Source organism: Streptomyces sp. CLCI03 (assembly GCF_053615355.1).
On the sequence record NZ_CM132132.1, the window covers coordinates 5554530 to 5568938 of the forward strand.

15 protein-coding genes are annotated in these 14409 nt (G+C 65.0%); 7 read left to right on the top strand and 8 right to left on the bottom strand.

What is annotated here, in order from left to right; translation table 11 throughout:
- Positions 1–90: 90 nt before the first annotated feature.
- The 4 genes from ACWG52_RS25635 to ACWG52_RS25650 are packed head-to-tail and all read right to left on the bottom strand — an operon-like array spanning position 91 to position 2514.
- Entirely contained in the window at positions 91–903 is an 813-nt protein-coding gene (locus ACWG52_RS25635) for a phosphoadenosine phosphosulfate reductase (protein ID WP_453126035.1), read from the bottom strand.
- A complete protein-coding gene (locus ACWG52_RS25640) occupies positions 900–1904 on the bottom strand; it encodes a DUF2637 domain-containing protein (RefSeq protein ID WP_453126037.1) in 1005 nt (334 codons plus the stop codon). The genes ACWG52_RS25635 and ACWG52_RS25640 overlap by 4 nt, the downstream gene beginning before the upstream one ends.
- Positions 1901–2230 (bottom strand): hypothetical protein, encoded by a 330-nt coding sequence (locus ACWG52_RS25645; protein WP_453126038.1) that lies wholly within the window; start codon positions 2228–2230, stop codon positions 1901–1903. The genes ACWG52_RS25640 and ACWG52_RS25645 overlap by 4 nt, the downstream gene beginning before the upstream one ends.
- A gap of 11 nt (positions 2231–2241) precedes the next feature.
- Positions 2242–2514, bottom strand: a complete 273-nt coding sequence (locus ACWG52_RS25650) for a DUF6284 family protein (RefSeq protein ID WP_453126039.1) — start codon at positions 2512–2514, stop codon at positions 2242–2244.
- A 441-nt stretch (positions 2515–2955) separates the two neighbouring features.
- Here ACWG52_RS25650 and ACWG52_RS25655 point away from each other — a divergent pair, with 441 nt between their 5' ends.
- From ACWG52_RS25655 to ACWG52_RS25670, 4 genes are all read left to right on the top strand, one after another.
- Positions 2956–3822 (top strand): GntR family transcriptional regulator, encoded by an 867-nt coding sequence (locus tag ACWG52_RS25655; protein WP_453126041.1) that lies wholly within the window; start codon positions 2956–2958, stop codon positions 3820–3822.
- Positions 3812–4504 carry an HAD family hydrolase gene (locus ACWG52_RS25660; protein WP_453126043.1) on the top strand — a complete coding sequence of 231 codons (693 nt, stop codon included), beginning with the start codon at positions 3812–3814 and terminating at the stop codon, positions 4502–4504. The genes ACWG52_RS25655 and ACWG52_RS25660 overlap by 11 nt, the downstream gene beginning before the upstream one ends.
- 70 nt (positions 4505–4574) lie before the next feature.
- Positions 4575–5360, top strand: coding sequence for a hypothetical protein (locus ACWG52_RS25665; RefSeq protein ID WP_453126045.1), 786 nt, complete (start codon positions 4575–4577; stop codon positions 5358–5360).
- A gap of 119 nt (positions 5361–5479) precedes the next feature.
- Positions 5480–6922, top strand: a complete 1443-nt coding sequence (locus tag ACWG52_RS25670; protein ID WP_453126047.1) for a restriction endonuclease — start codon at positions 5480–5482, stop codon at positions 6920–6922.
- Between the two features lie 243 nt (positions 6923–7165).
- Here ACWG52_RS25670 and ACWG52_RS25675 read toward each other — a convergent pair whose 3' ends face one another.
- Positions 7166–8773: an ApeA N-terminal domain 1-containing protein gene (locus tag ACWG52_RS25675; RefSeq protein WP_453126049.1), complete on the bottom strand. Its 1608-nt coding sequence runs from the start codon at positions 8771–8773 to the stop codon at positions 7166–7168.
- A gap of 204 nt (positions 8774–8977) precedes the next feature.
- Entirely contained in the window at positions 8978–9535 is a 558-nt protein-coding gene (locus ACWG52_RS25680; protein WP_453126051.1) for an HIRAN domain-containing protein, read from the bottom strand.
- A 614-nt stretch (positions 9536–10149) separates the two neighbouring features.
- Between ACWG52_RS25680 and ACWG52_RS25685 the strand changes: the two genes are divergently transcribed.
- Positions 10150–10446 (top strand): hypothetical protein, encoded by a 297-nt coding sequence (locus ACWG52_RS25685; protein ID WP_453126052.1) that lies wholly within the window; start codon positions 10150–10152, stop codon positions 10444–10446.
- Between the two features lie 221 nt (positions 10447–10667).
- On the opposite strand, the gene ACWG52_RS25690 is transcribed toward ACWG52_RS25685, so the two are convergent.
- The gene (locus ACWG52_RS25690) at positions 10668–12785 is read right to left on the bottom strand and encodes a tetratricopeptide repeat protein (RefSeq protein WP_453126054.1); all 2118 of its coding nucleotides are present in this window, start codon (positions 12783–12785) and stop codon (positions 10668–10670) included.
- Positions 12782–13135: a hypothetical protein gene (locus tag ACWG52_RS25695; protein ID WP_389816644.1), complete on the bottom strand. Its 354-nt coding sequence runs from the start codon at positions 13133–13135 to the stop codon at positions 12782–12784. Before ACWG52_RS25695 ends, ACWG52_RS25690 begins: the two co-directional genes overlap by 4 nt.
- Before the next feature lie 284 nt (positions 13136–13419).
- Here ACWG52_RS25695 and ACWG52_RS25700 point away from each other — a divergent pair, with 284 nt between their 5' ends.
- The gene (locus ACWG52_RS25700; RefSeq protein ID WP_389816642.1) at positions 13420–13689 is read left to right on the top strand and encodes a hypothetical protein; all 270 of its coding nucleotides are present in this window, start codon (positions 13420–13422) and stop codon (positions 13687–13689) included.
- Positions 13682–14293 (top strand): DUF6879 family protein, encoded by a 612-nt coding sequence (locus tag ACWG52_RS25705; protein WP_389816639.1) that lies wholly within the window; start codon positions 13682–13684, stop codon positions 14291–14293. The genes ACWG52_RS25700 and ACWG52_RS25705 overlap by 8 nt, the downstream gene beginning before the upstream one ends.
- The last annotated feature ends 116 nt before the right edge of the window (positions 14294–14409 follow it).

Here is a 14409-nt window from a genome sequence, read left to right on the forward strand (position 1 = left end):
CCAAGGGGCGGCCTTCGTACGGGTGCGGCGAGGCACGAGAGACTCCTTCATGCGTCGGATGGAGAGCGCGAGCGCGGGGTCGGAGCGTGGTCAGGTCATGCACCAGCCGGAGTCGCATCCGGGGTCGGTGTCGTCGAACGGCAGGGTGTCGACGCCGTCGGGGATCGCGGCCCGCAAGGGGCGGCCGAAGCGGGTCAGGTAGACGTGGTCCTTGCCCAGGGCGTCGCGGCGGGCGTTGAGGAGGTCTTCGAGTTGGCAGGCCTTCTCGAAGAGTTCGGGCTGTTCGCGGCGCATGTCGTGCCAGGCCTCGGGCCGGTGGAACGGGCAGAACCAGCACGATGACTTGGGCGGTACGGGAAGGCCGGCGGAGCGGATGATGCGGGCGCAGTCGATCCGGCGGATCCCGCGTTCCAGCAGCGGGTACTCGATGTCCTCGTACGGCTCGCAGCGGCGCTTGTTTGCCCGGCCGATCTCGTCCAGGCTGATACCGATCCCGACCGTCGCAGGCCGGTCCTTCGTGGCGCCGCGGCGCTTCAGTTCACGGCCGATGACCTTGATCTTGTAGTCGGCGGTGCAGGAGCGGGTGCCGGGGGCCCCGTTGCTCATCCGCACCGGGATCTTCAACGACCTCGACCCCGGCCTGGTGAGCTCCCCGTAGAGGGTGCGTGTCTCCTTGGAGCGGACCATGACCCGGTCCAGGAGGACCAGCTCCAGGCCGTGCTTCTCGGCGTAGGGGCGGGCGTATTCGTCGAGGTAGGCCATGGTGGCCGGGTTCTCGGAGTCGTTCCCGACGTTGGCCATCAGGAACGTGCGGTAGTCGATCTCGCCGGTTGCGGCGAGGACCATGGCGGCCATGGACTGCCAGCCACCCCCGAAGCTGAAAGCGCGAAGCGAGAGCGTCACGCGCCTACTCCTTCCCGGGCCGGGGTGGAGCCGTTGTCGCGGAGTTCCTGGTAGCGGTTGGAGGCCCAGCCGACGGACCAGCCGGTCAGCTCGGCGGCGACCCGGACGGCGAGGCCGGCGGTGAATGCGGCCTGTACGACCTGGCGGGCCCGGTCCTCGGCGAGCTTCTCGTCCGGCGGACCGGCGGACAGCAGCGCGGCGCGTTCACGCTCCAGCCGCTCCTGTTCACGGGCCTGTTCACGGCGTTCACGCTCGGCCCGCTGCTGGGCCTCCAGCTCACGCTGCTGGGCGGCTTGGCGTTCGAGGCGTTCACGCTCGGCCTGCTGCTGTTCACGGATCTGTTCACGGCGTTCAGCCGCTTCCCGCTCCGCCCTCTGCGCGGCTTCCGCCTGCTCGGCTGCCTCGCGCCGGATGCGGTCCTGCCGGTCGGCCTCCTCGCGGGCGAGGGTGGCTTCGTGCTCACGCTGTTCACGGGCGATGGCGGCGTCGTGCTCGCGCTGTTCACGAGCGGCCCGGAGCCGGTTCTCCTCCCGCTCCGCCGCCGCCCGGTCCCGGGCGTCCTGCTCGGCCCGCTTGCGGGCCTCCACCGCCAGGACGGCGGCGGTCAGGGCCCGCCGGTAGGCGAGCCCCGCCTCCGCCGTGACGATCAGGAGCAGCGGTGCGACGGCGTGCACGGCGACCCCGACCAGGTCCCCGGCCAGGGCGGATACCCCGATGTTCAGGGCGAGGGTCATGGTGCCGGTCATCCACCGCAGCGCCACCGGCCAGGCCCCGCCGTGCCCGCCGAGACGGGCCAGGACGGAGTCGAGACGGACCACGATGACCACCGCGGCGTCGACCACGAGCGGCAGGATCGGGGCCGTCCACCGCCACTCGGCCGGCGTGTGCGCGGCCATCAGCGGGGTGACGGTGAGGACGGAGTACAGCATCGCTCCGCCGACGATCAGCCACGTGCCGACGGACAGGGCGCGCTCGGATGAACGGATCTGAACACGGTTCATGAGTCGACCTCCGCCCGTGAACGCGTCTCCTCCGGGGTGGGGATCGTGGTGAAGCAGATCAGCTTCACGGGGCCGCCGGAGTAGTTCGTCACCGCCTGCATGACGCCGGTACGGCCGTCGCCGTGAACGCTGTGCTGCACCGCTCCGGGGCGGATCCTGAGTGCCTCGCACCAGATCTCGAACCCGTCGGCATCGTCGTGGAACGATAGCTCCAGCAGGTCGGGGGAGATCGTGGAGATCGACACGCACGGCGCCGGCAGGTGCCGGAACTCGTCGGCGAAGATCCGCAACGCCATCAGCGGAGCGCCCATGGCAGACAGGGCCATCGTCGGAGTCTTCATGCGGCGCCGCCCGCCATGCCGGTGGCGGCCGCGGCCTGGTTGGTCAGGTCCCGCCGGGCGGCGAGGACCCGGTTGCGGGCCCGGCGGATCCGGCGCTCATCCAGCACGGACGGCGTCCGGTCCAGCACGGTGATCTGCGCGTCGAGCAACTCGACGCGCGCCTGGATGAGGGGCATCTCGCGCTCGATCGCGTCCAGCTCCGCGTCCGACGGCTCCAAACCGTCGGACCACGGGGTAACGAGGTCCTGAAGTGCAGCGATGGACTTCATGGGTCTTGCTCCTTCTACACAGGAACGGGACTCAGCAGCCCTCGGCGCGGGAACGCCGGGGGCTGCACTGCGTTGGGGTGAAGCAGGAAGATCTCCGGCTCCCCTCGACCCCGCCCGTACGAGACGGGCGGAGGAGGCAACCGGCCGCTGCTTGAAATCGCTGCGGAGGGTTGATCACGTGCAATTTGGTGTCTCGTTTCGGGAGCGCGCTCCCGTTTGTAGGCAGAGACTCGCCGTCCGGCTGACAAGGGTTTCCGGCACCCTCGGCCCGAAGGCCTCAGCGCCCCTGACCAGCACCGATGAAGGCACAGGCCACCCGTCCAGCCTGACCAACTTGGCTAGCCCGGTGGGCACAGGAACAACGTAGCCAGCCTGGCTAGTCACGTCAAGAGATGGCTAGCCAGGCTGCCCAAATAGTCAGGTTGGCCGTAACATCGAGCCATGACCTTCGCGCTTGAGCCCCTGGACCCGGACGACGATCGGCCGCCGTACGAACAGGTCGCGCGCAGCCTCGGTGCCGCGATCCGAACGAGGAAGCTGGCCCCTGGTGAGCGACTGCCGTCGCACAAGATGTTGACGGACCATTTCGGCTTCGCCCGCGCAACGATTCAGCGGGCCCTGCGGGACCTGGAGGACGAAGGCCTGGTCGTCTCCCGGAAGGGCAGTGGCGTGTTCGTCCGGAACCGCACTGAGCGGCCGGCCGGACTACGGCCGTACGTCGAGCAGGCCTTCGCCAGTCGCAACGTCACGATCGACTTCGCAGGCTTCTCCAGCGAGACGCTGCACGGAGCGCTGCAAGAGCCTCTCGACAAGATCCGCGTGGGGCGCCTGACCCCGTCGAGCATCCAGATCCGCATCCTGGTCCCCGACATGGCGGTACCTCAGGCAGCTCCCGTGCGCCGGGAGGACAGCGCCGATGACCCTCGGCTGCGCGCCCGCATGCACGACATCATGGTTGGCTACACGCGGAGCATCTCCGACGCCATAAGCGAGCTCAGCCACCTCGGACTCGTCCAGGAGAGCAGCGTGGACGTCCGCGTCCACAGCGGGACGCAGTTCTTCAAGCTGTACGTGATCAACAACGAGGACGCATTCTTCGGCTACTACCCGATCCGCCCGAACAAGGTGGTGGCTCAGGGCGAAGCCATCGAGATCTACGACCTCGTCGGCAAGGACACGATCCTCTTCCACCACTCGGTCAACGAGGGCGACTCCTCTAGTGGAGCGCAGCAGGTGGAGCAGGCTCGGATGTGGTTCGACAGCGTGTGGGAGACGATCGCGAGGGACGCCAATGCCGATGCAAGCTGACGCACTCAGTGCCGTGCTCGGCACGTCAAAGGCGATCCTCTTCGACTTCGACGGCCCGATCTGTGACGTGTTCCGAGGCCTGCCAGCGCCTGGCATCGCCGAGGAGCTGGCAGACCTGCTCTCCACGCTGGCACCAGCCCTAGCGGCTGCCGCACGAAGCACAGATGACCCGATGGAGGTTCATCGCCTCTCGGAACAGGGTGGCGGTTCAGTCCTCGCGGCCGTGGAAGGTGCCCTCACAGCGGCGGAGGTCAGGGCTGTGAAAGTAGCTGGGAGCCCCACCGTGGGGTCTGTTCAGGCCCTCCACGCAGCACGCGACGCCGGTCAGCATGTCGCCATCGTGAGTAACAACTCGACCGAGTGCGTGCGCGAGTACCTGGCTCTGCACGGGATCGTGGGCGTTGTAGACGAGATCATCGGTCGCCCCACCCTGCGACCTGACCTAATGAAGCCATCGCCGCACCTGCTGCGCACCGCCGCGTCGGCTTTCGGAGTGGCACCCGGCACCGCCGTGCTCGTGGGCGATTCGGTCACAGACATCGAAGCAGCACATGCGGCCGGCGCGAGGAGCGTCGGGTACGCGAACAAGGAAACCAAGCTGGTGTCACTGAAAGACGCCGGCGCGGACGTGGTGGTGCTAGGAATGCAGGAGGTCGCCAACGCCCTCAGCTCTCCTGCCTGACGCACATTCCCAACGCCGCGTTTTCGCGCGGTAACTCCTCCTACTTCTGGTGCAAGGCAGGATCAAGGTCGTGATGGATTTCCTCAAAGAGCACGCAACGATCCTGCTCGCCGTCTTTACGGGAGTGGTCGCCTTCGCTGGCACATGGCTCGGCGCTAAGGTCCAGGCGGGTGGCGGCGTTGCACAGGCCAAGGCCGCCAAGGAGGCCGCCGAGACAGCCGCCACGGCAACCCTCCAGGCTGTCCGGGAACAGACTGATCGGGCAGCTGCTGCTGCCCATGCCGCCGCCCTGCGAGACCAGAGGACCAGGGCAATAGCCGACCTGCTCCGCACCACGCGGGAGTTCACCCGAACTCTGGACCAGCTGTATAGGGAGCCAGGCACCGACGCTATTGACCGTGCCTACAACGACTTCTTCCACGCTCAGGGAGCCGTCGAGCTTGTTGCCCCTGCAGCCCTCACCGCCGCTTCAACCCATGTCGTGCAGACTGCACAACAACTCGCCGGTCTTGCCCGGAATCGAGCCGAAGCTGAGCGGGCCAGGGAGCACCTGGCGAACATGAACCCCTTGATGCCGGAATACGTGGGAGTCGGCCGGGCTCGGGAAGCGCTAGCTGCCTACCGCGCGGCGTGCCTAGCCCAAGCGGACGACATGGACATGGTGACTCTCTTCGGCGAAGCGGATTCAGCTGTCTCACAGCTCCCCGGGTTGACCTCGGACGAGCAATCAGCGTTGATCATCGACTGCATGCGTCCAGCACTGGGTCCGCTGCTCGATCGACACAGACGGGAACACAGTGAGGCTATGACCGCGTTCATCAACCAGGCCCGCGCCGTCTTGGGCGTAAACGACTAGGTTCTGCCTCTGCTGTCAGCGTTGGGGCACGTCACCCGCACCACTTGTGCACCACATCAGGCGGACACCTGCGGTGAACGACGGTCACAGACACCCTGTCAAGCAACCCGTCGATCACCATGAACGAGCAGGTCAAGGGGCGTGATCAGTGCGGCAGAGCGGGGATTCCCAAGCTTATGGCGCGAAGCTTCCGTCGCCTGTCAGCGCTGGCCGCTACTGTCGATGAAGATCGTCAGGCTGGTTGTGATGTGGGGGTATACGTGGGTGGTCAGTTGCATGTTGGTCAGGTGTATCGCTACGCGACCGGCAAGGATCCGAAGCCAGCGGTGCTGGACGGGTATCCCAACTTCCACCACGTGACTCACTCTCCGGAGCTCGCGCGAGCGTTGCTGGAAGCCGGGATCAACGGCATGGCGAAGGTTGCGGCGCCGGACGGCGCGCGACGGCCGGTGATTCTCATCCGATCGAGTCCTTGGAAGGCAGGTACCGAGCAGACTCCTTGGCATGACGTGTTCGACATGGACAACGGGCACGTGCGCTACTTCGGCGACCACAAGGCCACCACCACTGTCGCTCCTGGGACGACCAACGGCAATGCGGCCCTGCTTGATGCCTTCACCGGCCATCAAGGGCACACGCCGGAGGAGCGGGCAACCGCCATCCCGCTGCTGCTGTTCCGTGCGGTTTCACGCAGCGGCAAGGTCAAGGGGCATGTCGAGTTCTGCGGGCTGGGCATCATCGAGCGGGCTGAGCGACTGGTGCAGTGGGGCGGCATCGATCACAAGACGTTCACGAACTACGTCTACGACATCGCCCTCATCGACCTCACGGACGAGGACGACAAGGTCTCTTGGGCATGGATCGACTCCCGTAGGGATAAGGCCGTGACCGATGCAGCGACGCTCGAACTCGCTCCGAGGGCTTGGCGTGAGTGGGTCAAACACGGAAACTCGGCCCTGCCCAGGATCCGCCGGCGGGTTGCCCGGGCCAAGGTGACCAAGGTGCCCGAGCAGCGACCCAGGCCGGAGACCATCGAGGCCAAGGACCTGGAGCTGATCTATAGGTACTTCGACGGCCGCAAGCATGACTTCGAGGCCATAGCCTCCGCGGTCGCGGCACGCGTTCTGCGAGGGGCCGGGAACAGCTATGTCGAGGGGTGGCTGACCCGTAGGTCCGGTGACGGCGGAGCGGACTTCGTGGGCCGGCTCGACATCGGCAGCGGACTGGCTGGCACCAGCCTGGTCGTCCTCGGGCAAGCCAAGTGCGTCAAGCCCGACAGCCTGGTCGCTGCCGAGCAGATTGCTCGCGTCGTCGCCCGGCTCAGGCGCGGCTGGATCGGCGTGTACGTCACGACCGGCGCCTATTCTGTGCCCGCACAGACGGAGATGGTCGAGGACCAGTACCCGATCGTCCTGGTCAATGGACTCGACCTGGCTCGGGAGCTCAGAGGCATGGCCCGAGACGATCACGGCGGAGACCTCGAAGCCTGCATCGAGCACATACTGACCGGCCGAGAAACCGCGGTTACGAACCGGCGCCCTGAAGAGATCCTCCTGGAGTAGCCCTGATCCGGGTTCGGAGTCGTATGCATGACGGCGAGCTGTCTGACGGTAACCTTGCACGCCAACACCATCGGACGCGAGCGGATCAGCGCTGACCTTGGGAGTGTCTCCTGTGTCGGGGAGGACTCTGTTCCCGTGGTCATGTGCCCGGTTGGGTGAGCTGTAGGAGCTGCGGTCGTGCGCCTTGATGAGCCGTTCGTTCGCCAGTCGCGTCAGCACCTGCCGCAGGGCGGACCGGCCGACCTAGTTCGAATCGCCAGAGCCCGCTTTAAGTAGATTGACGACTGCGGCTTGCCCCGGAATCTCAGGCAGCAAATTGAAGCATTCGTCTACGATCTGCTTACGTTGCCAGGTGCCCGGATGCCCACTCTTTATCTTGTGTATTTGGTCGGGAGTGAAGCCTAGATGATAGAGGAAGGCGCACTCCAGAAGGTGAAGGAGGATCTCTGACCCGCATTCGAGCGCCCTCGTATCGCGCGAAAATTCCTTGGATGAATCTAGACCGTGGCTCGCAACGTTACGCAGTCGGGCCGTGCGACGTGCCCACGAAGGCTGATCGATCACCTCTTTCATGGCGGCTGGAGCTATATTAGCGAGCCTTTCCATTCGCTGATCCAGAGTCGCTTCCGTCGGACGCTTCAGGTCAGATAGAATCCGCTTCCTAACCTTCTTTTCAAGGTCAGTCTTCTGCAGCTCTTCTTTCACCCTCTCGATGAGTTGCTCATCTGGGGCATACGCTTTTGCGGGGGGATTTAGGATCCTATCCAGCGCCTCTACAGCTGACGCGGCCGTTGAGAACCGCGCGACCGGCCAGATGAAGCGCCCGTCGAGTAGGAGCGCCCATTGTTCGATGGCGTAAGCCCAGCCAGCCGAAACATCGAACACCGCAGGCGCTTGGGACTCCCAATCGAATAGCTCATACGGCAGCAGGAGGTCCCCCCAACGCTTGCGCGTCATGCTTTCGGGCGCCCGGAGACGCGCCGTGACCCAGTGTGGACGTGCGGACACCTCACCGTTAATTTCCCATGTCGAGTCAGTGAAATGCAGGCTTTCAATTCCGCATCGCTCACCTCGAATCATGGTCATGAGGACCTGTAGGCCACGCAGCTGAGTTTCGAAGAAATCCGCAAGCGGTATGGGATTTTCAAACAGGAAATGAAATTCAGTCTTCCTCGATATGGAAGCCTCGGCGCCGTTCGCGCTCCACTCGGTTGCGTCCCTGATTGTCGCGCACCCGCCGGTAACCCAGGAAACCTTCTCCTGGAGCCTCGGAATTGTCACAGTTTCCACGAATCCATCTGTACTCCGCTTCGTGATGATACCCGGAGAGAGAATCCAGTCATCTTGTCCCTGGATTCGAACCCTTGCCTCAGTTAGTCGCAGTTCGCCTTCGTCGAGCAGAAGGCCTTCAAGAGCCAGACGGGGGCGTAGTTCAATGTCCGCCTGAGTTCCCATACCCCAGCGCCATTTAGCAGTCCGCACATCGACAAGGGTTACAGGTTTCCCGAAAACCATGCCATGGACTATTGGATGCAGTGTGGCTGCGTCCGAGAAGAAGTCCTCTTCCCCACCCAGGGCGCGGTGAAGTCGAATCAAACTGCTCCCAGTCGGGAGGATCGAATAGGTGCCTGGGGTTCCGTCGCCAGGTTCACCTCCAGGGAGCCACCAGTCCGATACAACCGATTCGTGTTTTGCGTCTCTTGCCACGGTGCCCCCGCAGTTCTGATCGTGCCCGGTGGCCGATAGATTAGGGCCGAACCGACTAGTAGCGCTGCGGGTTCCCAGGTACTGATCGGAACCCGATGCCTTGCGGCATCCACTTGGCTGGCCGCTGTCCGTCGAGCAGCCCATGGCGGCGGCCAGCGCTGCCTCGTTATGCCCATATCTGAGGGGCAGCCTGCGAGCAGTGTCGGCTGGACGGCGCCCTCGGAGTGCTGCCCTGTTCGGGTGCCGGTTCCCGCGGCCGCGCCCACGTGGACGGATCGGCCGCCAGCTCGCCTTGCCCCATACCGTGTCGAACGATCTGCCGGTGAGACCGATACGCGCGGACAGGCCCTAGTGGAGGTAGGCGGGCTTAGGGAGATCAGCCGGCCGGGGAGACATGAGGTGGGCCACTACCTCCGGAGCAGCGGCCAAGACGGCAACAGCATCGCAATCCTTTCCCGGCCCCGTCCCGCGCAAGCTCACCGCTGTGAGGCGTGTGCCGTCGGCGATTACCTTGGACCAGTGACGAGCCTTCTGCCTGTTCACGTAGCCGATGGGTTCCTTGCCGTAGTTGGGATACACGGCCACGACGAACGGGTCATGGGGATTGTCCGGCTCGCGTACCAGCCGCAACGGGCGCCCCGGGCTCAGATCGGCCCGGTGCGCTGCCCCCGGGTAGTAGTTGACCCCTCGCACATTGGTCAAGTAGAGCCCAGCACGTTGAAGCCGTCGATCAGTCGGGCCAACCAGCAGCCCGGTCTCGTCTTCACAGAGCCGCAGACCACCTGCGTATTCGACGAGGTGCAGCCGATGAGGGCAGCCGGGCGCCGGCACGAATCGGTCTTCGGGCCCGTCCGACGGAACGTACATGGCTTCCCCCTTCAGTGCAGAGTCGCTCCACCCTTCCATGGCCGCGCGTTCCCTGTTGGGCGTTCGGTCTGGCGTGACGGCAATACCTGACGGCAACGTAGCCAAACGATCGCTGCCCTTGACCGACGTGAGACACGGCCGCCGCTCCGCGTATCGGTGACTCGCGTGCCCCACAGCGTGGTCCTAGACGAGCTTACAAAGCAGATGTCGGCGGTTCGAAACCGTCCGCGCCCACCGGTCAAAAGGCCCCCAACCGATCACGGTTGGGGGCCTTTGGCATTCGCATCCGACATCAACACCGTCGAAGGGGGAACGGTGGAGGACGTTTTCGACGTGACCGGCAGACCGCCGAAGGGATGGATGCACGCCCTCTTTCACGGTGGCCGTACGGAGAGGACGTGGGCCGCTGCGTTCCTGGTCCTCCCGCGCCGGACCTGGTCACGGTGTCGCCCGGGGAGGGAGACGTCCACGTCTACCGCCTGCGGACCGTCGGGTCGTGGTCCGCTCCAAACGACCCCATCGCCGTCTACGACCCCGAGGGGCCTCCCGTACCGCCGCTCCTGCTGACCGACCAGGAGCAGGAATGGCTTCGGGAAGGGCAGAGGCGGAGGGGGCTCGGGCCGATCAGGCTCGTCGCACTGGTCCACGGACGCATGGAGCGCGACCCCGATGCCGCCACCATCGAGGCGATGCTTGCCGGGCTGCGGAAGAGGGAGCACCTGCTTCTCCAGCGACTGACCGACCCCGACGAGGGCGACTCGTACATCCACGTCCTGCTCGATCAGGACGACACCTACGAGGTGGAACACCGAGCGGACACGGCCGCCGGGCGCGATCGGACACGGTCGGCTTCCCTGGCGGCGGTCCGTGATGCCGTCCTCCGCTGGGCAACCGATCGGCCGAGCCGGCGAACCGCACTCGAAGGACCTGAGCCCGGGGACGGCAGGTAAACAGCAGCCTCGCCCCGCGTGCCCTGGACGACGTGCGTGCAGACGCTCGCGGCTACGGCGATCTGCGAGTGCCGAGCAGGAACGAAACGCCGGCGACGGTCAGCAAAGCTGCGGCCCGCTGCCGCGCGTCGCACAGCCGGACCATCGGTCTCCCCCGCTCCTCGGCCGAACGCACCCTGCGATGACGTATGCCCACATACCGGTCGGACTCCGGTGGGATGTCATTGTCCTGACCTGAACGCCCCTAGAAGTTGGCGACTGGCAACGGTGAATGGATGGTCAACTCCCAAGCTTCGTTCCCGCTTTGCCGTGACCTCTCGCATGATCTCGATTCCTGCATTCACGTCGCCCCTGGCAGCCAGGATGCGGGAGAGCAGCTGCTGGGCCGACAGCAAGTTCGGATAGTCAGACCCGAAACGTCGCTGGTATGCCTCGACGACCAGGCGTATCTCCTGTTCGGCTTCGTCGAACCGGCCCAGGCCGAAAAGCGCCCAGGCGTGGTTGTGGCAGGCGCCCAAGGTCACTGTGTGATCGAGCCCCAGGTGTTGGATGCACTCCGAAGGAAGAGCCAACAGGGCGCCGTCTTCCTCCGCACGGATCTCAGGCGCGGACAGCAGGACCAGCAGGCTTGAGCGAGAGCGCAATGTGAGTGGGTGCGCAGAACCCAATGCCCTCTGTCTGCCGGCAACCGTCGACCGGAGGAGCGAGACGGCCTCCTCTCGCCTCCCCAAGTTTCCGAGGACGAGTTGAAGGCCGTGGCAGGTGTCCAACGTGTCAGGATCGTCGGCCCCGAACAGTCGCTCTTGCGCCTCGCGGATACGACTGAGCAGTAGTTCAGCCTCGTTGTACCTGCCTAGTCGAAAGAGTGCCCGGCCTGCCCTGGAGCGGGCGGCCAGTACGAGACGGTGGTCCTTACCGAGGCGCCGCTCGCCGAGGTCTGCAGCGGTCTGGGCTGTTTCCCAGGCAGACAGGTAGTCGCCCGTACGGTGCAAAGCGGTGCACAGTCTGACGGCTACAACCAGCGCGGTGGTCACTGTCGGCAGATCGCTGCCGCGTCGCAGCAGGACAAGCGTGTGAGGCACCAGCAGCCGATTCATCGGATCGTACGGGCCCGCATCCACAACGGTTGGCACGGTCGCCTCGAGCAGGCGGACTGCCGTGCCATCGAGGCCAGGCACCATCTCGGGCGGCGTCGCAGCCGCGACACTGTTGAGCAGCACCCCATGGCTCTGTGTGCAGCGCACACCGACGTCGACCAGTTCGGTCAGAGACTGGTCGAGTAGCGCTCTCAGCGCAATTTCGCAGCGAGCGCGGGGAAGGGCGCTGCTGACCTCCTCGCGGTTGAGCAGTGACAAGGGCAGTGGCTCGGGGGCGAAGCGCGACAGCAGCCTCAGCAGGGCCGCTGCTTCAGGCAGGCCGCGGCTCTCGAATGAGTCGAGTGTCAGTTGCCAGGTCAATCGGACCAGGTGCCGGGGATCCTCCAGCGACAAGGCATCGGCTCCCTGGTCGATGAGATCAAATCCTTCGTCTTCCTCGAGACGGCGCCTATAGGTTTCCATCGTCCAGGGATCGAGCACTTGCTGAGAAAGGAATCCGCCTGCCAGCGTGAGGGCAAGCGGCAGCCGACCCAGCCGTTCCGCGATCTGGTTTGCTTCGTCATGCGTACCGCTGTGCGGAGCGAGGTCACGCAACACCCGCGCTGCGTCCTCACGCGGCAGTACGTCGATGTGCTGCAGTTCCGCGCCCGGCCACCAGCGGGTGGCCGACCGGCGAGTGGTCACCACGACTGTTCCGCGTGGGCTTGTGCGCAGCCAGCTGCCGTCACGGAAGATCTCGGGCTCGTCGGCGTTGTCGAGGACCAGCAGCCAGGGATCGGTGGAGCGGTCGAGGTACTGCCAGACAAGATCGGCGGCGGGACGGAGCCCGTTCCGAGCAGCTAGGAGTTCGCCGTTTTCGGCACCGCGGTCTGCGGCGACGGCGAGCATGCCTGCACGCAGACTCGACCGGTCGGAGGCGCTGACCCACAGGCCCACTCTGCCGCATTCGTTGGTGGCCAACTGGAAGAAGGTGTAGGCGACAGCGGTCTTGCCGCAGCCACCCATGCCATAGAGCACGTAGAGTTCCCCGCTGCGCCCCGCCCGCAACCGTTCCAACACCTCATAGCGGTCGCGTAGAACGACCGGCGGTCGACCGACTGCCGGACGGCGAACAGAGTCGGGGCCGCCGCGCGCAGCCGCCTCTTCGCCGTAGTGGTGGTGGTGCTCGCTGATGTGCTGGTCGCCTGATGCCTGGTAGACGCGGCCGGAGTCCTCGGCGTGGCCGTCCATCGCGCCTGTCATCGCTCAGCGTTGTACTGGTCTCGTCCGGCCTGATAGATCCGAGCGTGGCCGGAAGCGCTGGCGTGCTGGGTGACAGCGGGCGTGGGTGGAGCCGCCGACCCAAGATCTTCGAGGAGGTTGCGCAGTTCCACCGCCGCACCTGGATGGACGGCCAGCAGGCGCCGGAGTCGTCCCTGCCACTCCCTGTGGAGTTCGTCGAGTGTTTCCTGGTCGTCGGCCTCGCCTGCCGTCAGGGCATCGGCACGGGTGGCTTCGAGTTCGGCGGTGACAGCCTCGGCTCGGTGTGGCTGCATTCGACGCCACAACTGAGCAATCCCCTCGCGCGTACGTTCCCAGGCATCGGTCGTCATCAATGTGACCAGTGTGACTCCAGCGCTCTGCGCCAGTAAGGCAGTCTCCGGATCCACAACTCTCCCCACCTAAGCGATCGGATTATCGAACTTTGTATCGAACCGTCCGCGTCTGCCCGCATTTGCTAATGTGCGCTCCATGCCCCTCGCGGTTGCACTCTCGTCGGACGGGGCAAGTGGGTGCCACTCCTGCAATCTGCACCATGTCCTGTTAGGGCATGGCTGGGCCGCTGCGTACGGCGCTACAGTACCCAAATGCTGGACCAGTCGAGGGGGCGATGGTGATGAGCAGGCCGTGGGAAGCCGACCCGACCACGACGTTCAAGAGACGCCTCGGGAAATCGCCGCAGGAGTTGGGAAACACAACCGATACCCCTGACTGCCCGGACATCTGGGAACTCGAAGACGGAGACGTCGCCGTGATCGGCCGCGACCTCACAGAGTCCTTGGGCAAGAAGCTGCCGGCTGGGGTTTCCGTCGGACCCGACGAACGGCTCGTCGTCATCCCGAGGAACATGTTGATCGCAGCGAAGCAGGATATCCCGAATGTTTGACTCGTTCCCACATGGGGTCTCCGAACGCATGGATCGCCCCGCGTACCATGCGGACTTCCGCCGGATTTATGAGAGCGGGATTTCGTACCTGAACAAGCTTGAGCGAGGGCAAGAGTTCAAGGAGCGCGGATTCTCCAGCTGGGAGGCTTTCGCTGTCGGAGACTGGGAGCGTTCGCTTTCTCTGATCGAGGAAAAGCGCGGCATCTACGCGCAGCAATTCCAGAAGGCGGATCGCCTGGGCATTCTGGAGCGTCGCCTTCGTGTGGTGGAGTTCCCGGTGACGCCGTACGTGCAATGGGAGCTCTTCGTCCTGCGCCTGCGCGTCGAACTAGGTGACAACATCAGGGTTCTCGATGCTCGGAAGATCTCAGAGATCGAGGAGAATCATCGTGTTCCCGAGGTGGTGATCCTCGGAGATGTTGCAATGTATGAGGTGCTCTATGATGACGATGGAAACGCGATGGGATCCAATCGCTTCGCTGATAGAGCGCTGATCCAGGAGACCACGAACGGCTTCAATGCGCTGTACGAGCGTGCGGATGACTTCGAAGAGTTCTTCAACAGGGAGATCAGAACTCTGGATCCACCCTCTGTCGATTACTGAGCAAGACGCTGGAGTGCCTCTCGGCTGACCGTGTGCCCATTCAGGCCCCAGCCGCACCGAAGGTGGCGTGCTGCTGACGCGTCGGTGAGTTCGCCGGCGCGTCAGCAGCGAGCCTG